Origin of the sequence: Paenibacillus sp. TAF43_2 (assembly GCF_052113545.1) — a bacterium.
GTDB lineage: Bacteria > Bacillota > Bacilli > Paenibacillales > Paenibacillaceae > Pristimantibacillus.
In genome coordinates, this window is sequence record NZ_JBFRDK010000070.1 from 1 (window position 1) to 21,036 (window position 21,036).

Below are 21,036 nucleotides of genomic sequence, written 5' to 3' on the forward strand. Positions count from 1 at the left end.
GTAAAATGATTTCAGTAGGCTGCAAGTCCAAAGCGAGACGTATGGCCATTTCCGTATCGGTGTAGTTTTTGTCGATGGGGTCACAAGCTATCGTTTGACCGCTATTTTTTCGAATTTCTAACAAATCTTCTTCTGATACGGAATCAAAGTCTCCGATCGAAATATCTGGTCGTCGTCCGTTCTTAATGAGGAAGCGAGCGCCGCTGTCTGCTCCAATCAGCAGATCATCGGGCTTTATATGTGCAAGTGCCCAGGCGCCAAGCTGGCCGCCCGTGCATATGACGATGCGAGGATGCATGATGAATTTTCCTTTCTTTTTGGCGACATCTAATGTAATTCACTCCAGTATAATGCCTTTTGTTCTATAAAAACTAGAGGAGTGGAATAACTGTATGGCTAAACGGATGAAATTCACGAAATTTGTCGTTGCGTATCCACATCCTCCCAGCTAAAATGATGATTGAAAGTCAAGGTGCATTGATCGGTTCATGTACGGGAAGCGAGGAGCATTTGCTGTGAGTATGGACATTTTTGGTATTTTTAGCATTATCGGAACAATTGCCTTTGCAGTCAGCGGAGCGATTGTCGCTATGGAGGAAGAATACGATATACTAGGTGTGTTCGTGCTTGGACTTGTCACAGCATTTGGCGGCGGTGTCGTGCGTAATCTGTTGATAGGTATGCCAGTTACATCGCTTTGGAATCAAGGATACCTGCTCAAAATAGCTATCATTGCCATGACGATTGCTTTTCTATTGCCTGTTGACTGGATTCAGCGCTGGCGGCGGAGCGAGGCGTTTTTTGACGCGATTGGGTTATCAGCCTTTGCTATTCAAGGAGCGCTGTATGCGACGCAAATGAAGCATCCGCTCAGTGCGGTCCTTGTGGCTGCCATGCTGACAGGGATTGGCGGCGGTATCATTCGCGATGTGCTGGCAGGCCGCAAGCCGCTTGTGCTAAAAGATGAAATTTATGCCGTATGGGCCATGCTTGCAGGTCTCGCGATTGGACTAGGTTGGATAAAATCAACCTTGGAGCTCTTGGTTTTATTCGTTATTATTATTAGCTTCCGCATGCTATCTGTCTATTTCAAGTGGAAGCTGCCAAGACGCACGTTACATATTCATACTTCTAATGAACAGCAGAAAAGAGGAATATCATGAAAGCTCGCATTTTATTTGTTTGTCTCGGAAACATATGCAGGTCCCCAATGGCTGAAGCTGTTATGCGCCATCAGGTAGAGCAAGCAAAATTGACAGATCAAATTATGGTTGATTCCGCAGGAACCGGTGACTGGCATTTGGGTCATCCGCCGCATGAGGGCACAAGGGATCAACTGGATCAGCATCAAATTTCACATCAAGGTATGAAAGCTCGATTAGTTACGCCTGATGACTACAACACGTTTGATTATATCGTATGTATGGACACAAACAACTTACGAGATGTTCGCAAGCTGTTTTTTGGAGAAGGTAAAGCTACAGCAGAGGAATCCAAGCGATTGTTTACTTTTATGGAGCTGCTGCCTGCAAAAGGAATAGCCGATGTGCCTGATCCTTATTATGAAAACAATTTTCCGTTCGTTTATGAGTTAGTCGACAGCGGATGCAAGGAGCTTCTCAAACGGGTAAAAGCAGATTTGCAATTAAATGAATAAATTCATTAAAAAAGCTGTCCAACAGTTCCGTAAGGAGCCTGCTGGACAGCTTTGCTTTTAATTATTCAACCTCAATGAAATAGGCGAGAGCTTTATCAAGCTCTTTTTGCCAAAAACCCCATTGATGCTTGCCGTCTTTTTCTTCATAGAAGACAGTAGCTTGATTGAGTTCGAGCAGCGCCTTGGCATTGCGATTCAAAGCTACAAAATCAAATACGCCACGGTCCGTTTCATAGGCATCCTCTTGCAGACCAACAATCATATAAATATTGAGCCAGCTAAGGTCTCCTGCTGCGGAAATAATATTTAGGGATACGCCATAAAAAGCTCCTGATAATGACATAACTCGTGTAAATAGCTGCGGGTAGGAGAGAGCTAGATGCAAGGAAACGGAGCCGCCGAGCGAATCGCCTGCCAATAATCGATGCTCTGGGTCTTGTCTTACCGCATAACGCTCCTCAACAAACGGAATGAGCTCTTCCGCGAAAAACCGAATGTATGCCTCGTGCCGATTGCCATCTGGCGTGTATTCCTCCGTGCGCTGCTTTTTGTCGACATCAACACCTACAATAATGAAGGGCTCAAGTCCCTCATCCAAAATCAATCGCGTCGCTGTAGTAGCAATTCGCCCAAAGTTGAAAAAATCTTCGCCATCCTGGCAATAGACGACAGGGTAGCTAAGCACCTCGTTATAACCTGGCGGCAAAAAGATACGCAAATTGCGGCTTTGTTCAGCCAAATATCGGCTTGGCACGGTTTCCTTTACTATTGTTCTCTTCAAATATCGCTCATCTGTCATTTCTTTCTCTCCTATCGGCTTAATTTATTGAATGGAAAACATCTGTTGTGGGTAAACAATAGAAAGACAATCAAAGGAATCACATCTATTTCTGTCTTGTTGTATTATGCTGTTATACTAATAAATAAAGTCTGTAGCATATACAATTTCTTAAAAGAATGATGAGAATCAGCGAAAAAACAACGGTTTTTATGTTTTTTGCTTTGACCATTTTCATTAAACAGGTTTATAATAATTCTATAACAGAGGTAAACGATTTTCAAATATTTCGATTGAGGTGAGCGATCAAAATGAGCAAATTGCCATACGAAGTTCAAACGGAACCGGTAACTCCGCTATCTGTCTTGTCACTCGACGGGGAAGTTGTTAACCCGGACTTATTGCCGGCTTTGTCTGATGATCAATTAAAAGAAGTTATGTACCGCATGGTATTTACTCGTACATGGGATGAGCGTGCTGTTAATTTAGGCCGTCAAGGAAGACTTGGCTTTTACGCTCCAGTATCAGGTCAAGAAGCATCAATGATTGGCAGCGAATACGCGCTAAACAAAGATGATTTCATTTGCCCAGGATACCGTGATATGCCACAGCTTGTATGGCATGGTTTGCCATTATACCAAGCTTTCCTATACTCTCGCGGACACCAACAAGGTGGTCAAATTCCTGAGGATGTACATGTTCTAATGCCTCAAATCATTATTGGCGCACAAGTATTGCACGCAACTGGCGTAGCAATGGCATTTAAGAAAAAGAATGAAAAACGTGTAGCTATCACTTATACAGGCGACGGCGGTTCGTCAGAAGGCGACTTCTACGAAGGCATGAACTTCGCAGGCGCTTATAAGCTGCCTGTCATTTATGTTGTACAAAACAACGGCTATGCTATTACAACACCTTACTCCAAGCAAACAGGCGCTTTGTCTGTTGCACATAAAGCTGTTGCTGCTGGTATCAAAGGTGTTCAAGTGGATGGTATGGACGTACTAGCTGTTATCAAAGCTGTTCAAGAAGCAGCAGAGCGCGGCCGAAATGGCGAAGGCGCTACTTTGATTGAGCTTCTAACTTACCGTTTCCGTCCGCATTCCTTGGCGGATGATACGACTAAATACCGTACAAAAGATGAAGAAGCAGAATGGGCTTTAAAAGATCCGCTTGTTCGTTTCGGTAAATATCTAGAGAAAAAAGGCTTGTGGACTGAAGAAGACACAAACCGTGTGAAAGATGAAGCAAAAGCAACAGTAACTGAGCACATCAAAAAAGCTGAAGCAGTTGAAAAAATGACTGTAGCAGGCTTGATCGATAGCATGTTCGAAACAACACCGCAATACTTGGAAGAGCAAAAGGACGATTTTCAATAGAAGAGGAGGATCAGACGATCATGGCTCAAATGAATATGTTGGAAGCAATTCGCGATGCGATGCGCGTAGAACTTAAACGTGATTCGAACGTTGTCATCTTTGGTGAGGACGTAGGTAAAGTCGGCGGAGTATTCCGTGTGACAGAAGGTTTGCAGGATGAGTTTGGTGAAGAACGCGTATTTGATACGCCTCTTGCTGAGTCAGCTCTTGCAGGTATGGCAGTTGGTATGGGCTTGCAAGGCTTTCGTCCAATCGCTGAAATTCAATTCGTAGGTTTTATTTATGAAGCGCTTGACCAAATGTTTGTCCAAGCTGCTCGTATGCGTTACCGCTCTGGCGGTCGCTACAACTCACCAATCGTATTCCGTACACCTTTTGGCGGCGGCGTTAAAGCGGCTGAGCTGCATACGGATTCCCTAGAAGGTCTTGCTATTCAAACACCGGGTATCAAGGTAGTTATTCCTTCAAACCCTTATGATGCAAAAGGCTTGATGATTTCTGCAATCCGTGATAATGACCCTGTATTTTTCATGGAGCACTTGAACTTGTACCGTGCGTTCAAGGCTGAAGTTCCTGAAGGTGAATATACAGTTGAGATCGGCAAAGCAAATGTTGTTCGCGAAGGCAGTGACGTAACGATCATTTCTTATGGTCTTATGGTTCACACAGCTGTCAAAGCAGCAGAAGAACTTGAAAAAACAGGCGTGAGTGTAGAAGTTATCGATCTTCGCACACTGCTTCCGCTTGATATCGATACAATCGTTGCTTCAATTAAGAAAACAAACCGTGCTATTGTCGTTCAAGAAGCACAAAAAACTTCTGGCGCAGCAGCAGAGATCATTGCACAAATCAATGAAAAAGCAATTCTGCACTTAGAAGCTCCAGTACTGCGTGTTGCTGGTCCGGATACTGTATATCCGTTTGCTCTAGTTGAGGATGCGTGGCTTCCTACGGTAGCTCGTATTTCTGCAGCGGTTAACAAAGTACTGAACTTTTAAAGGAGGTTAAAGCGGTGGCTAAATTCGAATATCGTTTCCCAGAGCTCGGCGAAGGTTTGCACGAAGGCGAAATCATTAAAGTGCATATCAAAGTCGGAGACACGGTTACAGATGATGACATTATTATGGAAGTTCAAAACGATAAAGCGATCGTCGAAGTGCCTTGCCCAGTAAATGGTAAAGTACTCGAAGTACTCGTAAAAGACGGACAAGTTTGCCACATTGGCGAGGTTGTTGCAATTATTGATGCAGAAGGCGAATTGCCAGAGCAAGCTGAACCAGCAGCAGCTGAAGCACCTAAAGCAGAAGCTCCTGCAGCGGCGGCACCAGCAGTTGAGGCGCCTAAAGCAGAAGCTCCTGCAGCACAAGCAGCAGCTGCTCCTAAAGCAACTGGCGGTCTTGTACTAGCAACACCTAGCGTTCGTAAATTTGCACGCGAGCAAGGCGTAGACCTAACACAAGTAGGCGGAACTGGCAAAAACGGACGTATCACTCGTGATGACGTAACTGGTTTTGGCGGCGCTCCTGCTGTTGCGGCTACAGATGCATCTGCTCCTGCAGCTGAACAAACAAGCAACGCAGAAGTTGCAGCTAAAGGTGCTGGCGAAGCTAAACCTGCTGCAGTATCGGCTGGAACACCGTACCGTCCGGAAGAGCGCGTACCATTCAAAGGTATTCGCAAAATCATTGCTAACGCAATGTCGAAATCGGTTTATACAGCTCCACACGTTACAATCATGGATGAAGTTGATGTAACGGAGCTCGTAGCACTTCGTGCTAAATATAAGCCTTATGCTGAGAAAAAAGGCTCCAAGCTTACGTACTTGCCGTTCATCGTGAAAGCTCTTGTGGCAGCATGCCGTGAGTTCCCGATCTTGAACGCAACGCTTGATGAAGCTAATCAAGAAATCGTTCTTCGCAAATTCTACAATATCGGTATCGCTACAGATACAGACAACGGCCTAATCGTGCCCGTTATTGAAGATGCAGATCGTAAAAACCTATTCAAAATTGCTGATTCGATCCGTGATCTAGCTGCTCGCGGCCGCGACGGAAAACTTGCTGCTAACGAGCTTAAAGGCAGCACAATCTCGATTTCCAACATTGGTTCCGCTGGCGGTATGTTCTTCACTCCAGTTATCAACTTCCCAGAAGTTGCAATTCTTGGAACAGGTAGAATTACTGAAAAAGCAATTGTTCGGGGTGGTGAAATCGTAGCTGCTCCTGTAATGGCTCTTTCACTTAGCTTCGATCACCGTCTTATCGACGGYGCTACAGCTCAAAACTTTATGAATTACATCAAAACACTTCTGGGTCAACCAGAACTGTTCATAATGGAGGTATAAGACATGGTTGTTGGTGATGCTTCCCTAGATATTGACACTCTAATTATTGGTGCGGGCCCAGGCGGTTATGTAGCAGCGATCCGTGCTGCTCAACTTGGTCAAAACGTACTCATCGTGGATAAAGAACATGTAGGCGGCGTATGCTTGAATGTGGGCTGTATTCCATCGAAAGCACTTATTTCCGCTTCACATCAATATGAATCAATCAGTCACGCTTCCGCATTCGGTATCGAAGTTGGAGAAGCTAAGGTTGACTTTACTAAAGTGCAAGAGTTCAAAAACGGCATCGTGAAAAAATTGACAGGCGGCGTTGCTTCTCTTCTGAAAGCAAACAAAGTCCAATATTTCCAAGGCGAAGTTATGTTTATTAACGAAAACGAAGCGCGTGTATTCAACGATCAAGAAGCGCCTCGCTACCGTTTCAAAAACTGCATTATCGCTACAGGATCACGTCCAATTGAACTAAAAGCTTTCCCTTTCACTGGCCGTATCGTATCTTCAACAGGCGCATTGTCCTTGCCAGAAATTCCGAAGAGCCTTGTCGTTATCGGCGGCGGCTATATCGGTATCGAGCTTGGTCAAATGTACTCCAAATTCGGCACAAAAGTTACAGTAATTGAAGGCTCCGATGCAATTTTGCCGGGCTTTGACAAAGATATGTCCAACATCGTTGCGAAGAAACTAAAAAGCACGAATGTGGATATCATTACTGGCGCACAAGCAAAAGGTGCTGAGCAAACAGATAAAGATGTTACTGTAACTTATACAGTTGGCGATAAAGAAGAGAAAGTAACTGCGGATTACCTGCTCGTAACGGTTGGACGTCGTCCAAATACGGATGGTGAGCTAGGTCTTGACCTTATTAACGTGAAGCTGTCCGATCGTGGACTAGTTGAAGTTGATGAGCAATGCCGCACTAACATTCCTCATATTTATGCGATTGGCGATATCATTGCTGGACCTGCGCTTGCGCACAAAGCAATGTACGAAGGCCGTATCGCAGCTGAAGCCATTTCGGGTCAATCCAGTGTAATTGACTACAAATGTGTACCAGCAGTTTGCTTCTCTGATCCAGAATGCGCAAGCGTTGGTTTCAGTGAGAAGGAAGCAAAAGACAAAGGTCATAATGTAAAAGTTGGCAAATTCCCGTTCGCAATCAATGGACGCGCGATGTCGCTTAATGCAAATGAAGGCTTTGTTAAACTCGTATCCGATGCAGATTCCGGTCTTGTGCTTGGTGCGCAAATCATCGGTATTGAGGCTTCCAATATGATTGCTGAGCTTGCTTTGGCTATCGAAATGGGCGCAACTCTTGAGGATATCGCACTTACAATTCACGCGCATCCTACACTTGGTGAAATCGTGCTTGATGCAGCCGAGGTTGCACTTGGCCACCCGATCCACACTTTCATTAAATAAATCGCAATAATGCTATCGTTTTGCGACAACAGAGGTCACGCGGCTCTCCAGCCGGCGGGGCCTCTTTGCGCTTCAAGAGCTTTAATCCAACAAATAGGAGGCGTACACGAGCATGGAACAATTAACGAAAATGGCTAGAGAATCACGCACAATTATGACGCAGCTGATCTTTCCTTTGGATACGAATCATTTTGATACGATGTTTGGCGGAAAGCTGATGGAGTACATGGATAAGGTTGCTGCGATCTCAGCCATGAGACATGCACGGATGCAAGCTGTAACCGCATCAACGGACAGTCTTGATTTCTTGGCGCCGATTCGGGTCGGAGAAGTTATTGAGGTTGAAGCCTTTGTTTCGTGGACAAATCGCAGCTCGATGGAAGTGTTCGTGTCCGTTCATTCCGAAAATTTGTTCACCGGTGAGCGCAAAACGACAGTTACTGCTTTTTTCACTTTTGTTGCAATTGATGGTAATGGCAAACCTACTATTGTCCCAACGGTCGTCCCAGAGACAGAAGAGGAGATAAAGCTGCATCTTTCCGCTCCTGAGAGGCATGCGCTGAGAAAGAAACGAAAACAGGACAGAAACCCTGGTTGATGATATAATTATTGTTATTTTTCTGATTTTTTTCATGATAGGGAGCAATGTCTAAATGAGCAAAAGCGAACAAACCTACCTGCAGTTGTTAAAATATGTTTTAGAACATGGAACAAAAAAAGAAGATCGAACGGGGACTGGAACGATCTCTACCTTTGGCTATCAAATGCGTTTTGATCTTAGCGAAGGTTTTCCGATGCTTACAACTAAACGTGTGCCATTCAAATTAATTGCCAGTGAGTTGATTTGGTTTATTCAAGGAGATACAAACATTCGTTATCTGCTGCAGCATAATAATAATATTTGGAATGAATGGGCGTTTAAGAGATGGGTGGAGAGCGCATCCTACACGGGCCCTGACATGACGAATTTTGGTCTTCGGTCGCAAACGGATGCTGAATTCTCTAAAGTGTATGTTGAGCAAATGGATCTCTTTAAGCAGCACATCTTAACGGATGACCAGTTTGCCGCTGAATTCGGCGAGCTCGGCAACGTATATGGCAAGCAGTGGAGAGAGTGGAAGACGACGCAAGGGGATGCGATTGATCAGCTTAAGGATGTCATTGCGACGATTAAGAAAAACCCGGATTCGAGAAGACTGATCGTCTCCGCTTGGAATCCAGAAGACGTACCGAGCATGGCACTGCCTCCTTGCCACACCATGTTCCAATTCTATGTAACAAACGGCAAGCTTTCATGCCAGCTTTATCAGCGAAGCGCTGACATTTTCCTAGGCATACCATTTAACATCGCAAGTTATGCCTTATTGACCCATATGATTGCACACGAATGCGGGCTTGAAGTGGGAGAATTCATTCATACGCTTGGAGATGCCCACATTTACACGAATCATTTGGAGCAAATCGAGCTTCAGCTAAGCAGAGAGTCTAGACCGCTCCCTCAGTTAAAATTAAACGCAGACAAAAAATCAATCTTCGACTTTGCAGTTGAGGATTTATCCATTGCGGATTATAACCCGCATCCAACGATTAAAGCTCCGGTAGCTGTGTAAATTCATATTCATTTTAATAAATTAAGAAAGGAGTTAACCATTATGAATATAACTTTGATTGCCGCTATGGATCGCAATAGAACTATAGGAATAGGAAACAAGCTGCCATGGCGTTTGCCAGCAGAAATGGCTTTTTTCAAGAAGATGACGATTGGTAAAACGGTACTCATGGGCCGTAAGACGTTTGAATCCCTGCCTAAGCCATTGGTTGATCGTAGAAATGTTGTATTGACACGTCAAACGGATTTCCACCCTGAGGGCTGTGAAATCGTACATTCGATTAAAGAAGCGCTAGAATTATATACAGCTGAAGAGCTTGTTGTGATAGGCGGTGCTGATATTTACGAGCAGTTCCTGCCCTTCGCTAATAAAATTTTGCTTACAAAAGTGGAAGCAGATATTGAAGGCGGAGATGCATTTTTTCCTGCATTCTCTGATTCGCAGTGGAAGCTTGTGGAAAGCGAGAGCAGAGATAGTGATGAAAAAAACAAGTATGCTTTCACGTTTCAAACGTTTATTCGGTCGGAAGTATAGCTTTTTAAGGTAAAACCGAACGTTTGACGAACGATATGTCAGAAAGTGCAAATGATTGTACGCATAATCCATTACCTTCATAAGTACTTGAATGCTAGGATGTTGTAAAATAGTAAACGAGTGCTTTAGACAAAATATTCGTTTTCGCAGAAAGTTCGTTATTGAATATTTTAAGAATTCCCGATATAGTTTTAAAGAGAATCTAAGCAGTGTTAACGGGAAATATGGATGGAGGAAATGCGATCATGTCTACACCTACTGGTTTTATGGAATTTCAGCGCGAATTGCCGGCCGATCGCGACCCGCTAGAGCGTATCAAAGACTGGCAAGAGTTTCATAAGCATTTTTCGGATGAGCAGTTAAAAACACAAGGCGCTCGCTGCATGGACTGTGGTACACCATATTGCCACACTGGCATTGAACTGGCAGGTTCGGTTTCAGGCTGCCCTGTAAACAATCTCATTCCAGAATGGAATAATTTGATTTATCGCGGGTTATGGCGTGAAGCGCTAGACCGTCTGCATAAAACGAATAATTTCCCTGAATTCACTGGCCGCGTTTGTCCAGCACCGTGTGAGGGATCTTGTACGGTTGGTTTAATAGGCGATGCTGTAACGATTAAAACGATCGAACAAGCAATCATTGATCGCGGGTTTGAAGAGGGCTGGGTTGTTCCACAACCGCCAAAAGTCCGCACAGGTAAACGAATTGCCGTGGTAGGCTCAGGCCCTGCTGGAATGGCAACTGCTGCACAACTGAATAAAGCAGGACATACCGTAACCGTATATGAGCGCGCAGATCGCATCGGCGGCTTGCTAACCTATGGTATTCCTACAATGAAGCTTGAGAAACATGTGGTTCAGCGCCGTGTTGATATTATGGCAGCAGAAGGCGTTGAGTTTGTAACGAATACAGAGATCGGCAAAGATATTACAGCTTCTGAGCTTGTTAATAGCTTTGACGCAGTCGTTCTATGCGGAGGCTCGACAAGAGCTCGCGACGTTGAAATGGAAGGCCGCGATTTGAACGGTGTTCACATGGCAATGGATTACTTGAATGGCACAATTAAGAGCTATTTGGATTCGAATCTTGAAGATGGAAACTATATTTCCGCGAAAGACAAGGACGTTATCGTTATTGGCGGCGGAGATACTGGATCGGACTGCGTGGCTACTGCACTGCGTCACGGTTGTAAGTCGGTTACGCAATTCGGCACACATGCGAAAGCGCCGCTAGTGCGAGACAACGATAAAAATCCATGGCCGCAATTCCCGAATGTGTACACGCTTGATTATGCACATGAGGAAGCAAAAGCACTATTTGGCGAAGATCCTCGAGCGTTTTCTGTACTAACGAAGAAATTTGTTGGCGATGGCAATGGAAACCTTAAAGAGCTTCATACTGTTCAAATTGAACGTACGGTTGATGAGACTGGACGTAAAATATATAGTGAAATTCCAGGAACAGAAAAAGTATGGCCTGCAGATCTTGTATTTATTGCAGTAGGTTTTGAAGGCCCTGAAACGACGCTGATTGAGCAGCTTGGTCTTGCACAAGACCGTCGTACAAACGTAAAAGCGACTTATGGCAAATACAACACTAATGTGGATAAAGTATTTGCTGCAGGCGATATGCGCCGTGGTCAAAGCTTAGTGGTTTGGGCGATTAATGAAGGTCGCGAGGCCGCACGTGAAGTGGATAAATATTTGATGGGATCATCGATGCTTCCTTAAATATTGGACGTGAGATAATAAATTTGATGAATGAGAAGCGCCTTAGGGCGCTTTTCTTGCTGAGTATGGGATCAATACTGTCCCGCATGATAAAGGCTGTGATTGTGAATATCAATTTACGGTTAACGAGAAGGAACAAATAACAGCATTTAAACTGCAGCCGCGCACATTCAAGACGAAATTCAAAAACTAAGCTCACTGTCCTAAGGAAACTTGTGGTAAAATCGGTTTGAGATGACGCGAAGGGGCGATTCGTCATGGCAGCCGATGAAGCATATGTTTTGTCACCAACAGACGTTCGAAATATTCGAAGTTATGTACAACACAAATACGCTGCGCTGCCTGGGGAAAAACGAGCAGAAATTGTAGCGGATGCGGTCAAACGCATAATACATAAGCAATTACCGAATTTCGAGACCAGCGTTAAACGCTCCGTCACAGAAATGCTCATTAGAACAGCTGTTTTGGAGCGGCAAAGACCGGTTAGAGCGGAAGATATTTTTCAAGCCTGCTTAGAGCTAGATCGAACTTCAGCAGAAATATATGATCCGTTCCATGATTGGCTGGAGGAGCAGCTGCTCATAAGCTGCAAGAAGCCTCTCATACAGCGTGTAATGGACGAGCTCGTATTAAACAGGGAGCAATCGGGTGTAGCTTCAAATGAGGCTGAGAATGGCCTTTTGACGCAGCTGAGAGGATTGCTTATTACTGAAGGTGCTGAATCGCGTAAAATCACACAAGCTTCAACTCATGCAGAGGTCATTTCACTGCCTGCAACGAAATGGAGCAACGCATTAGCACGTAGGATTAGTACTAGAACTTATATATACAGCACATTAAGTATTCTATTAATTGCAGCTACTTTATTGTATGGCTGGTCTTTAAATTTACCGTCTGACAACAAGCTGCAGCCACCCGTTGTTATCAACCAAGTTCAACCTATTGTTGTCCCTGTAGACGGGCTGCCTATCGAGCTTCGTTATCAAGAAATTGATCAAGCGCGGTTGATCTCATTTTTAAAGACGAAATCATCCATACTAGCTGAGGAGCCTTATTTTGGAGCGATTATAACGGCAGCGCAAGCCTTCGATATTCATCCGGCCGTCTTATTCGCTATAACTGGACAAGAGCAAGGGTTTGTACCGAAAACGAATAAGCAGCATAAAAAGATTGCCAACAATCCTTTTAATGTTTTTCATAGCTGGCAGGATTTTAACACCAATATTAAGCAATCGGCAGAAATTGCGGCGCGAACCGTATTTAACTTAAGCAAGGATAGACCGGCAGAAGTAGATCCGTTTACATGGATTAATCGAAAGTATGCGGAAGACCCGAAGTGGTCGGACGGTGTTCGTTCGATTTTCGCCAAAATCATTGCCTATATGGAGAAGCCGGCTATTAACACAGACCTTCCGTGAACCCAATTGGGACAACTCTCCCACTTGGGTTTGCTTTTTTCTATGGAGAAATTTCAAACTTGATATGGGGAAAAACATTTCTTTTTTGCGCGGAAATCTGTAAAATGTTCTAGTGGCTGTACAGTGCGAAACGTTTATAGCTAATTGTGAAGAGCGATAGACGTTAGACTTTCGAAAAGCTTAATGAAGGAGCGATAATCTTTTGAAGACACTAATCATTGCGGAAAAACCTGATATGGGACGAAATATAGCAGCCGCAATCGATCCTAAAGCAAAAAATCACCGTTCCTACATAGAAGGCGAGCATTATATTATTACATGGGCGATCGGTCATTTAATCGGTCTTGCAGAGCCTGATGCCTATGATGATCGTTACAAAAAGTGGAATATTAATGATCTTCCCATTATACCGACACAGTTCAAGCTCGTACCGAACAAAAAAACAATCGATCAGCTTAAGGTTATCGGTGATCTGGCAAAACGCAGTAATTTACTTGTCAACTCTTGTGATGCCGGGCGAGAAGGGCAATATATTTTTTCCCTTATCCAGCGTCATCTTAAGTTAAACCAACCCGTTAAGCGGCTCTGGATTTCAGACCTTACACCAGAGACGATTCGAAAAGGGTTCGAGGAATTGAAAGAGGGCGCCGAATATGAGAATTTGACCCGCGCGGCAACAGCAAGAAGCGAGGCGGATTGGCTGATCGGCATGAACGGTTCACGTGCTTTTACAACGAAGCATAATGTGCTGCTATCGGTTGGCAGAGTTCAGACGCCAGTGCTTGCCCTTATATATGATCGGCAGAAGCAAATTGAAGCATTCTCCTCTTTGAAATTTTTTGAACTGGAAGGACACTTCACACAGGATGAAATGACGTACCGCGGCATGTGGCAGGCCGAGAGAATGACAGATCAAGCAAAAGTTGAGGCCGTTGCGGCAAAGGTTAAAGGCAAGGCGGGACGAATTGCGTCTTATGAAGTTAAGGATACGAAGGAGTATCCGTTTAAGCTATACGATCTCACTCTTTTGCAGCGGGAAGCCAATGGCAAATATGCTTTTTCTGCGAAAAAAACGTTGGATACAGCACAGGCTTTGTACGAGAAGCATAAAGTTATTTCTTATCCGAGAACAAACTCAAATTACGTGACTGAGCAGAACATCCCTGAAATGCACAAAACGTTGAATGCACTTCAAGGTACAGCCTATGATGATCTCGTCAAAGGGGCTAATCGGAGCCTTGTGCATAAGGGAAATAAATTTATTTGCAACCCGACTAAGGTTGAGGATCACCATGCCATTTTGCCAACGAATCGTAAAGCAAATGGACTTAGCCCTGATGAGCAAAAGCTGTATGATTTGATCGTGCGAAGGTTTTTGTCGCAATTTTATCCAGCTGCTGAATATAAGGTACACACCGTCTTGACTGAGGTAGAAAACGAAATGTTCAAAACGACGGTTAAGGAGCTTCTTAGCTTAGGATGGAAGGTCATCTATGCTGACCAGAAGAAGGAGAAGGCAAAGCCTTCAGCCAAAAGCAAGGATAAGGAAGAAGCAGAGGACGAAGAAATTGAAGTAAATGAGCCGTTCTCCATATCAGCAGATGCAGGGATTATCTGTTCGGATGCCATTGTGAAAGAGAAGGACACACAGCCTCCCAAGCATTACACGGAGGGCACACTGCTTAAAGCAATGGAGAGCGCAGGCAAACAAATTGAGGACGAGGATGTCCGAGATGCAATGAAAGATTCAGGATTAGGTACACCAGCTACGCGCGCAGCTACGATTGAGCGGCTGAAAAACGTTGGTTATGTGGAAATGCAGGGCAAAAAAATACAAGTTACACAAAAAGGTAGAACAGCTATTGAGCTGATTCGTGGTGCTGGTATTGATTTGCTTACCTCTCCTGAGATGACGGGGTTGTGGGAGCGACGATTGAACGAGATATCCAGAGGAACAGCTTCGGATGGACAATTCATGGAAAATGTAAAAAAATTCGCGACGATGATCGTGGACAAGGTTCGCGTTCAATCACGAGCGGCCAAAACATCATTTGAGAGTGAAGCTCCTGATTCCCGCAAAGGCACTGGCGGGAAGTCAGGTACAGCGACTCGCAACCGTGCAGCCTCAACTAAAACGGCTGGAGCGGCAAAAAAAGTGGCATCGGCTGCGTCTACTGTATCAGGCTGCCCGACTGTTATTGCCACTTGTCCAAGGCCAGGCTGCGGCGGTTCCATCTTTATGGGGCGCAAAGGCTATGGCTGTTCTCACTATAAGGAAGGTTGTAAATTCGTTATATGGAAAGAAAGCTTTGGCAGGAATTTGACGGATACTCAGGTGAAAGCTTTAGTCGAGAAGGGGAAGACGACTAAGCTGAAGCTTGAGCTTCCGGATGGTACGCCTGGAGAAGGAAAAATAGTGCTTAGAAATGTAGATACCGGAGAATTAGCAATCGAACAGTAGCGACCACTTTTCTCACATAGCAAAAACCCGAATTCGTCAGAAGCATCAAGGGACGAATTCGGGTTTATTTGTTATTGTCATTTCATTATCGATTAACGTACCCGTGAATAGCGTCCGGGACATCCTTTAGATGATCCAAGGTTAGAAAAGCGCCTTTTGGCTCCACTTCAATCTGAATGATGTTATACTCCCATTCGGTTATCGCACGCATATGAATAGCGTGAATACCTGCTGTTAATGCAGGCACAACATCCGTTCGAATGGAGTTGCCAACCATCCACGTACTGCTGCGATCGAAGACACCATTGGACAAAATGGTTTCTAATGCGTCGCTATTTTTGACACGACGAATGTAGATGCGGGAATCGAAATAACGCTCCAAGTTTAATTTCTCAATCTTGCGACGTTGAATGGGCATCTCGCCCCCCGTATAGAGATGAAGCTCATGGCCGGCCTCCGCTAGTGAGAACAACGTTTGTTCCATATTTGGATACGGCTCGGTATCGTGCTCATATACACTTAAGCCAAGCTTCCATAGAAAGTTTTCTTCATTTGTTGATCTCTTGCGACCAGTCAAATGAGAAAAGTGAATGTAAGTATCAACAAACGATTGTGGGAAATGCTCGCTTTTAAATCCGAATACGGCTACGCCGGCAATATCGATCTCCATTTGCTTGTCTCGGATGGCTTGTATTGAAACGAGGGGAGAGCTGCCGAACCAAGTGGTCATCGCATCAATAAATTGATCAATGACCAAATAAAAGTATTTATTGCAGTGAATTAATGTATCGTCGAGGTCAAACATAATTTGTTGCTTCATGTATACGATCTCCTTTGCAAAACTTGAAACTGTATGATCAATCTACCGCAAGTGGCAGGGTCGAGTCAATGTAGGGTGTAGGAGAGGAACTGCTTTTACATACATATCCAATAATATCGGCATAATGATAGTGGAGGTGATTGCAATGGCTATCAACAAAAACGGCAATGGAGAATCTCGTCAAAATCATTCTACCTTGCGTGGACAGTCAGGCAAGCTTAAAACCGATAAATTCGCGAAGCGACCTGCGAGCTTAAACGGCATTAACAAACAGCTCCCTTAATGAAGCAAGTTTTTATGAACACAGAAGGAGAGCTTGAATTGCTTCAGCTCTCCTTCTAATCCATGTTATGCATATTTAAGCTGTGAAGCTTTTAATTGATTCTTAATGAAGGCGATACGTCTGCGAACGTAGAAGTCCTTGCTGGCGCCCTTTAAATCTTTGGGAGTGATCACCTCCTCTGCAACATTATCGATGATAATAAGCCGTCCATCGGCGTAAAACTTAAATGTTAAGTCGCGTCCAGGACGTTCATTCTCTACATATCGGAAATTTTCGCAGATGTTATTCATGGTGATCAGGCCTCCTTCAAAATGTTGAATTCGTCGATCATTAGAACGTTTGTTCTTGTTTTTATTATACCAAACATTTGTTCGTATGGAAACTGTTTTTTGTTTAACGTAAACTAGATTCATAGAAGCAGTTGCTGCAAACAGAAGGAGAGCGGAAAATGATCAAAGTAAAGAACTTATCCAGACGTATTCCCGGCGGGCCAAAGGTGCTCGATGATATTAGCTTTGAGGCTTATCCCGGCGACTTTATCGCCATTAAAGGTGATAGCGGAAGCGGGAAGTCCACACTTCTTCGGTGCCTAGCCTTGCAAGAAAAGTGGAGTGAAGGCTCCTATCAATTTGATGGCAAAGATATTTTCAAAGAAGGATTCAAAGGCAAGCTTAAAGTTCGCAGAGAGGTTGCTTATGTTGAAGAAAAACCTTTTCTATTCCCGAACAAGACGGGATTAAAAAATGTTATTATCGGTTCAATTTCACAAACGCCTGCTTGGCGGAGATGGACCGGGATGGTACGTAATGATGATTATATGGGTGCAATGGATATGATCGAAAAACGCGGCCTGCTTGATAAAGCACATCAGAAGGCGAGCACTCTTAGCGGGGGCGAACGGCAGCGTATGGCTATTGCAAGAGCACTCGTTCATGGCGCTAAAGTCATTGCAGCCGACGAGCCGGTTTCGGGACTTGATCCCCATACAGCGGATCAAGTTCTAACTGATTTGAAAGCGCTATGCAAGGAGCAAGGCGTTATTGTGATTGCTGTTATGCATCAAGGGGACTGGGCGGAGCGATTTGCTGATCAAATTCTCGGCTTGAAAGACGGAAAACTTGTTCTTAACGTAAGCGGCAGAAGATTGACTGAACGCGAGAAGGCACTCCTGTGAACGAGATCGTACTACGGCTCATAACAGAAGCTGAGCTCGACGCTGCTATTAAGCTAGAACAAAAATGCTACTCTCCTGAAGCTGCTGCTACCATGGCAGGGTTTCAATTTCGCTATAAGCATTATCGTTCATTTTTTTGGTCAGCTTGGCTTGGCGACCAATTAGTTGGAATAACAAACGGCATTCGTACTTCACAGACTGATTGCGGTGATGATATGAAGGGGAATCAAGCTGATTTTTTTGAGGGGAACAACTTTTGCATCCTTACTATCGCAGTTGATTCGCATTATCGCGGGCGTGGAATCGGCACTTTGTTGCTGAGGAAGCTGATCGAACAATGTAGTTTATCACAGATTGAAACCATTATACTGATGTGCGAGGAGCATTTGATTCCGTTCTACGAATCGGAGCAATTTGAGCGTAGAGGGGTGTCCGCTTCTACGCATGGCGGAATCGTTTGGCATGAGATGAGACGTGTATTGCATACAATGGAGCATCTTACCGAATAGGAAGGTGTCTTTCATATGTCATTTCAACCGCCAGTCGTTATCCAAACGGCAAAAGCTGATTTTCCGAAAGCCGAGCTGTCATTGCCTTATGTGAGCGGAGGCAGAAGCGAAGCTGCAGATAAAAAGATCAACCATACGATTCATCATACCGTGCAGCAGATGGTTCATAATCAAGGTTCGCTTGATGATCCGAGAGCGCAGATGCTAGGTTATTTTGAACAGAAAAATAATCAAAAGGATTATCTTAGTCTTTCCTTGTTCAATTATGCCTTTACTGGTGGAGCTCACGGCTTGACGCTTCAGCAATCGCTGACTTTTAAGCAATCGACAGGACAAACCTATACGCTGGCCCAGCTGTTTAAGCCTGGGTCGGATTATGTGGCGCGGATAAGCGCTATCGTAAGCGCACAAATCTTGGCAAGAAAGATTGATACGCTGGAGCCTTTCAAATCCATAAGACCTGACCAGGACTATTACGTAGCGGACCGTTCACTTGTCGTCTATTTCCAGCTATATGAGCTGGCGGCTTATGTGTTTGGATTTCTGTATTTTCCAATATCCGTCTACGAACTGCAAGATATCATTAATGAAGATGGTCCACTTGGTCCGATGCTGGTTAATGATTAATTCTGAATGAAACCATTTTCTCTTAGCAGTTATTCAGCCTAAGAACATAAGGAGACGACGCATTGATATATTTTCTCATATTATTCGCAGCAGCATTAATTGTCGCGGTGTCGTTTGTCTTCTTTCACCAACGAAAAATGGAAAAGGAGCAGCAACGCTCCATCGAAAGGACGCCTGTTTTACCATCCGCGACAGTTACGTCAATATCTACGAATCGAATAGCAGATCAACCCCTTGCTGAGGCAGCTGCGAAAGCAACTATAAGCTCGATGCCTTATTCAGCAGATATGCTCTATAAGATTTTAGTTGTAGATGATCAGCCCGCAATTCGAATGATGCTTGTTGAATTGTTTGCTGCGAAGGGAATCGATGTTTATGAAGCTGAAAGCGGCAGTATCGCCTTGGACATTTACGAGAAGCAGAAGCCGAATTGTGTACTGCTTGATTTGAAAATGCCCGAAATGGATGGTATAGAAATTTTGCGCGGGATAAGAATGCTGTCGCCAGAGGTGCCTGTCATTCTCATAACGGCATATGCAGATCCAGACATAATGGAAGAGGCGCTAGCGCTTGGCATTACACATTGTTTTACGAAGCCCTTTGATATCATAGAGCTCAAATCACTCGTTTATGGAATACTGGAGCAAAGTTCTAATCAAGCTGAGTGAAAAAAAAGAAATCAATCGACTCGCATCTAGATAGATGCGAGTTTTTGTTATGCGCTTTAATCACTCTTCCTTTTGCATGTGACATCCAAACCACTCATACAGTTACGTAGGAGGGGATTGGAAGCGCAGCTTTTTTGTTTGGGCCAGCGATCGGAGAGGGGGGACCGTCGGTTATTGGATTTGGTTTGCCTATAATCGCTTTATTTGCACTTATTTTAAGTGCATCTCTCGCAGAACTCTCATCTGTGACACCGACTGCAGGCGGGATTTATCATACGGCATCCTCATTAGGCGGGCGCTCATGGGGAGTGCGAGCAGGCTGGCTTCAAGCATCTGGACATTTAGCGATGCTTGCGCTGCTAAACTGCGCATGTGCAGCTTTACTGGACCGTTTTATGTCCGCTCGAATAGGTTATCAAACATCGGATTTCACTTTTTGGTGTGTCGTTGCAGTGCTGACTGCTTCCCAAGGTGCTGTGAACCACTTTGGAAACCGGATGTTAAGCAAGCTGCAAGCAGGCGGCGTTATACTGCAAATATTTATTGCTTTATTCATTATTGCTGGGCTAGCTTGGCTTGCATGGCCAGGCAGCTATTCTCCTGTATTGATGTATCAATTTCAAAATGCAGAGTGGAATGGTACCGTGCAGGCGGGATCATTCGTCAGCGGTACGCTCCTTTTGTTAAAGCTATTTATTGGCATGGAGGGCTCAAGCCAAGGATCGGAAGAAACAATTGATCCTCGTGTACGAGCACCGTGGTCGATTTTTTTATCTACTGCTTACACATTTGTTATTGGTTTTGTACTTCTGAGCTTTATGCTTATATCCATTCCATTGTCTAACGGACCAAGCTGGTTGGGAACGTTTCTACAAACGGCAGCTGCTGGCTGGGGCGGCGCCAGTATGATCATTATTTTTGTCATTCTATCATTATGGAGCAGCGGACTGCAGACGATGACAGTATGCTCGCGGATTGTATACAGCCTATCACGTGATGGCGCCATGCCGCTGAGCCAACGGTGGTCTAATGTGTCGGAGCGGCATCAGACGCCGATTCCTGCCGTCTGGTTGTGTGCGGTCATTTCACTAACTATTCTTCTCATTGCGTTTTTCAGCTATAGAGACGATACAATCATTTTTCTTCTAACTGTAGCGATAATTTGTTTAAATCTATCTTATGCCATACCGATTGCCTGGAAAATAAAACAAAGGAAGAACCATGTGCAGTTGCATGAATCACCGTGGCATTTGGGCAGCTGGAGTATCCCAATCCATGTGGTTTCCATAGCTTGGCTGCTGTTAACGACGATACTGGTTGCTATATTCATCGATTATCGAGGCTCAATTGCAGCTTTTGTAATTCTTACTTTGATCTCTTTCATGGAGCTAAGGTATCGGCAAAAACATGGGATGAGCCTGCAGAGCAGAGTTAATCGTTCGCGCAAGGAGCTTTATTTTATGGAAAGAAAATTTCCTTTAAATTAATCTGTTGATCGATGCTGCGGGAAATAATGATGTGCTCATTCAGGAAATAGTCGGACTATTTAAAAAACATTTCCCGGGGAAACGCAATAAGCAACAGAAAAGAGAGGTTTTCGACAGCCAGTGGCTAACGCAAGT

At 44.4% G+C, this 21,036-nt stretch carries 21 protein-coding genes and 1 pseudogene; 18 read left to right on the forward strand and 4 right to left on the reverse strand.

Annotation, left to right across the window (positions count from 1 at the left end; translation table 11 throughout):
* Positions 1 to 298 (reverse strand): annotated as a pseudogene (locus tag AB4Z17_RS16325) (thiamine diphosphokinase); the annotation flags it as partial.
* Between the two features lie 223 nt (positions 299 to 521).
* Here AB4Z17_RS16325 and AB4Z17_RS16330 point away from each other — a divergent pair.
* Positions 522 to 1,163, forward strand: a complete 642-nt coding sequence (locus tag AB4Z17_RS16330; protein WP_076265841.1) for a trimeric intracellular cation channel family protein — start codon at positions 522 to 524, stop codon at positions 1,161 to 1,163.
* Entirely contained in the window at positions 1,160 to 1,657 is a 498-nt protein-coding gene (locus tag AB4Z17_RS16335; protein ID WP_441960877.1) for a low molecular weight protein-tyrosine-phosphatase, read from the forward strand. The genes AB4Z17_RS16330 and AB4Z17_RS16335 overlap by 4 nt, the downstream gene beginning before the upstream one ends.
* Before the next feature lie 61 nt (positions 1,658 to 1,718).
* On the opposite strand, the gene AB4Z17_RS16340 is transcribed toward AB4Z17_RS16335, so the two are convergent.
* Positions 1,719 to 2,456 (reverse strand): alpha/beta hydrolase, encoded by a 738-nt coding sequence (locus AB4Z17_RS16340; protein ID WP_441960879.1) that lies wholly within the window; start codon positions 2,454 to 2,456, stop codon positions 1,719 to 1,721.
* A 290-nt stretch (positions 2,457 to 2,746) separates the two neighbouring features.
* Between AB4Z17_RS16340 and pdhA the strand changes: the two genes are divergently transcribed.
* The 10 genes from pdhA to AB4Z17_RS16390 all read left to right on the forward strand — a co-directional run bounded on the left by pdhA (position 2,747) and on the right by AB4Z17_RS16390 (position 15,333).
* Positions 2,747 to 3,814, forward strand: coding sequence for a pyruvate dehydrogenase (acetyl-transferring) E1 component subunit alpha (gene pdhA / locus AB4Z17_RS16345; RefSeq protein ID WP_076265844.1), 1,068 nt, complete (start codon positions 2,747 to 2,749; stop codon positions 3,812 to 3,814).
* A gap of 20 nt (positions 3,815 to 3,834) precedes the next feature.
* Entirely contained in the window at positions 3,835 to 4,812 is a 978-nt protein-coding gene (locus tag AB4Z17_RS16350; RefSeq protein ID WP_441907543.1) for an alpha-ketoacid dehydrogenase subunit beta, read from the forward strand.
* A gap of 14 nt (positions 4,813 to 4,826) precedes the next feature.
* Positions 4,827 to 6,158 carry a dihydrolipoamide acetyltransferase family protein gene (locus AB4Z17_RS16355; protein ID WP_441907544.1) on the forward strand — a complete coding sequence of 444 codons (1,332 nt, stop codon included), beginning with the start codon at positions 4,827 to 4,829 and terminating at the stop codon, positions 6,156 to 6,158.
* 3 nt (positions 6,159 to 6,161) lie between these two features.
* Positions 6,162 to 7,577 carry a dihydrolipoyl dehydrogenase gene (gene lpdA, locus AB4Z17_RS16360; protein ID WP_076265847.1) on the forward strand — a complete coding sequence of 472 codons (1,416 nt, stop codon included), beginning with the start codon at positions 6,162 to 6,164 and terminating at the stop codon, positions 7,575 to 7,577.
* A 112-nt stretch (positions 7,578 to 7,689) separates the two neighbouring features.
* Positions 7,690 to 8,175 (forward strand): acyl-CoA thioesterase, encoded by a 486-nt coding sequence (locus AB4Z17_RS16365; RefSeq protein ID WP_441960882.1) that lies wholly within the window; start codon positions 7,690 to 7,692, stop codon positions 8,173 to 8,175.
* 55 nt (positions 8,176 to 8,230) lie between these two features.
* Complete coding sequence (locus AB4Z17_RS16370; RefSeq protein WP_441960883.1) at positions 8,231 to 9,187, forward strand: thymidylate synthase; 957 nt, start codon at positions 8,231 to 8,233, stop codon at positions 9,185 to 9,187.
* A gap of 42 nt (positions 9,188 to 9,229) precedes the next feature.
* On the forward strand, positions 9,230 to 9,721 hold the full coding sequence (locus tag AB4Z17_RS16375; protein ID WP_441907547.1) for a dihydrofolate reductase: 492 nt from the start codon (positions 9,230 to 9,232) through the stop codon (positions 9,719 to 9,721).
* Between the two features lie 245 nt (positions 9,722 to 9,966).
* A complete protein-coding gene (locus AB4Z17_RS16380; RefSeq protein WP_441882407.1) occupies positions 9,967 to 11,454 on the forward strand; it encodes a glutamate synthase subunit beta in 1,488 nt (495 codons plus the stop codon).
* 257 nt (positions 11,455 to 11,711) lie between these two features.
* Positions 11,712 to 12,872 (forward strand): hypothetical protein, encoded by a 1,161-nt coding sequence (locus tag AB4Z17_RS16385; RefSeq protein ID WP_441960884.1) that lies wholly within the window; start codon positions 11,712 to 11,714, stop codon positions 12,870 to 12,872.
* Between the two features lie 202 nt (positions 12,873 to 13,074).
* A complete protein-coding gene (locus AB4Z17_RS16390) occupies positions 13,075 to 15,333 on the forward strand; it encodes a DNA topoisomerase 3 (protein ID WP_441960886.1) in 2,259 nt (752 codons plus the stop codon).
* Between the two features lie 85 nt (positions 15,334 to 15,418).
* Here the strand turns inward: AB4Z17_RS16390 and AB4Z17_RS16395 are convergent, their stop codons facing one another.
* Positions 15,419 to 16,153 carry an HAD family hydrolase gene (locus tag AB4Z17_RS16395; RefSeq protein WP_441907551.1) on the reverse strand — a complete coding sequence of 245 codons (735 nt, stop codon included), beginning with the start codon at positions 16,151 to 16,153 and terminating at the stop codon, positions 15,419 to 15,421.
* Between the two features lie 145 nt (positions 16,154 to 16,298).
* Between AB4Z17_RS16395 and AB4Z17_RS16400 the strand changes: the two genes are divergently transcribed.
* The gene (locus tag AB4Z17_RS16400; protein ID WP_179089726.1) at positions 16,299 to 16,436 is read left to right on the forward strand and encodes a hypothetical protein; all 138 of its coding nucleotides are present in this window, start codon (positions 16,299 to 16,301) and stop codon (positions 16,434 to 16,436) included.
* Between the two features lie 65 nt (positions 16,437 to 16,501).
* Here AB4Z17_RS16400 and AB4Z17_RS16405 read toward each other — a convergent pair whose 3' ends face one another.
* Positions 16,502 to 16,726, reverse strand: coding sequence for a hypothetical protein (locus AB4Z17_RS16405; protein ID WP_076265855.1), 225 nt, complete (start codon positions 16,724 to 16,726; stop codon positions 16,502 to 16,504).
* A gap of 158 nt (positions 16,727 to 16,884) precedes the next feature.
* On the opposite strand from AB4Z17_RS16405, the gene AB4Z17_RS16410 reads away from it, so the two are divergent.
* The 5 genes from AB4Z17_RS16410 to AB4Z17_RS16430 all read left to right on the forward strand — a co-directional run bounded on the left by AB4Z17_RS16410 (position 16,885) and on the right by AB4Z17_RS16430 (position 20,901).
* Positions 16,885 to 17,610, forward strand: a complete 726-nt coding sequence (locus tag AB4Z17_RS16410) for a phosphonate ABC transporter ATP-binding protein (RefSeq protein WP_076265856.1) — start codon at positions 16,885 to 16,887, stop codon at positions 17,608 to 17,610.
* A complete protein-coding gene (locus AB4Z17_RS16415; RefSeq protein WP_441960887.1) occupies positions 17,607 to 18,119 on the forward strand; it encodes a GNAT family N-acetyltransferase in 513 nt (170 codons plus the stop codon). Before AB4Z17_RS16410 ends, AB4Z17_RS16415 begins: the two co-directional genes overlap by 4 nt.
* A gap of 15 nt (positions 18,120 to 18,134) precedes the next feature.
* Positions 18,135 to 18,746, forward strand: coding sequence for a DUF3298 domain-containing protein (locus tag AB4Z17_RS16420; protein ID WP_441907554.1), 612 nt, complete (start codon positions 18,135 to 18,137; stop codon positions 18,744 to 18,746).
* Positions 18,747 to 18,808: 62 nt separating this feature from the next.
* Positions 18,809 to 19,414: a response regulator gene (locus tag AB4Z17_RS16425; protein ID WP_441960889.1), complete on the forward strand. Its 606-nt coding sequence runs from the start codon at positions 18,809 to 18,811 to the stop codon at positions 19,412 to 19,414.
* A gap of 134 nt (positions 19,415 to 19,548) precedes the next feature.
* Complete coding sequence (locus AB4Z17_RS16430) at positions 19,549 to 20,901, forward strand: amino acid permease (protein WP_441960891.1); 1,353 nt, start codon at positions 19,549 to 19,551, stop codon at positions 20,899 to 20,901.
* Positions 20,902 to 21,036: the final 135 nt, after the last annotated feature.

What these genes read in the sequence shown, in the direction of transcription:
- AB4Z17_RS16395 (WP_441907551.1), bottom strand. Translation starts at nt 16,153, where the DNA reads ATGAAGCAACAAATTATGTTTGACCTCGACGATACATTAATTCACTGC.
- AB4Z17_RS16420 (WP_441907554.1), top strand. Translation starts at nt 18,135, where the DNA reads ATGTCATTTCAACCGCCAGTCGTTATCCAAACGGCAAAAGCTGATTTT.
- AB4Z17_RS16400 (WP_179089726.1), top strand. Translation starts at nt 16,299, where the DNA reads ATGGCTATCAACAAAAACGGCAATGGAGAATCTCGTCAAAATCATTCT.
- AB4Z17_RS16380 (WP_441882407.1), top strand. Translation starts at nt 9,967, where the DNA reads ATGTCTACACCTACTGGTTTTATGGAATTTCAGCGCGAATTGCCGGCC.
- AB4Z17_RS16340 (WP_441960879.1), bottom strand. Translation starts at nt 2,456, where the DNA reads ATGACAGATGAGCGATATTTGAAGAGAACAATAGTAAAGGAAACCGTG.
- AB4Z17_RS16410 (WP_076265856.1), top strand. Translation starts at nt 16,885, where the DNA reads ATGATCAAAGTAAAGAACTTATCCAGACGTATTCCCGGCGGGCCAAAG.
- AB4Z17_RS16385 (WP_441960884.1), top strand. Translation starts at nt 11,712, where the DNA reads ATGGCAGCCGATGAAGCATATGTTTTGTCACCAACAGACGTTCGAAAT.
- AB4Z17_RS16375 (WP_441907547.1), top strand. Translation starts at nt 9,230, where the DNA reads ATGAATATAACTTTGATTGCCGCTATGGATCGCAATAGAACTATAGGA.
- AB4Z17_RS16365 (WP_441960882.1), top strand. Translation starts at nt 7,690, where the DNA reads ATGGAACAATTAACGAAAATGGCTAGAGAATCACGCACAATTATGACG.
- AB4Z17_RS16370 (WP_441960883.1), top strand. Translation starts at nt 8,231, where the DNA reads ATGAGCAAAAGCGAACAAACCTACCTGCAGTTGTTAAAATATGTTTTA.
- AB4Z17_RS16330 (WP_076265841.1), top strand. Translation starts at nt 522, where the DNA reads ATGGACATTTTTGGTATTTTTAGCATTATCGGAACAATTGCCTTTGCA.
- lpdA (WP_076265847.1), top strand. Translation starts at nt 6,162, where the DNA reads ATGGTTGTTGGTGATGCTTCCCTAGATATTGACACTCTAATTATTGGT.
- AB4Z17_RS16350 (WP_441907543.1), top strand. Translation starts at nt 3,835, where the DNA reads ATGGCTCAAATGAATATGTTGGAAGCAATTCGCGATGCGATGCGCGTA.
- AB4Z17_RS16335 (WP_441960877.1), top strand. Translation starts at nt 1,160, where the DNA reads ATGAAAGCTCGCATTTTATTTGTTTGTCTCGGAAACATATGCAGGTCC.
- pdhA (WP_076265844.1), top strand. Translation starts at nt 2,747, where the DNA reads ATGAGCAAATTGCCATACGAAGTTCAAACGGAACCGGTAACTCCGCTA.
- AB4Z17_RS16405 (WP_076265855.1), bottom strand. Translation starts at nt 16,726, where the DNA reads ATGAATAACATCTGCGAAAATTTCCGATATGTAGAGAATGAACGTCCT.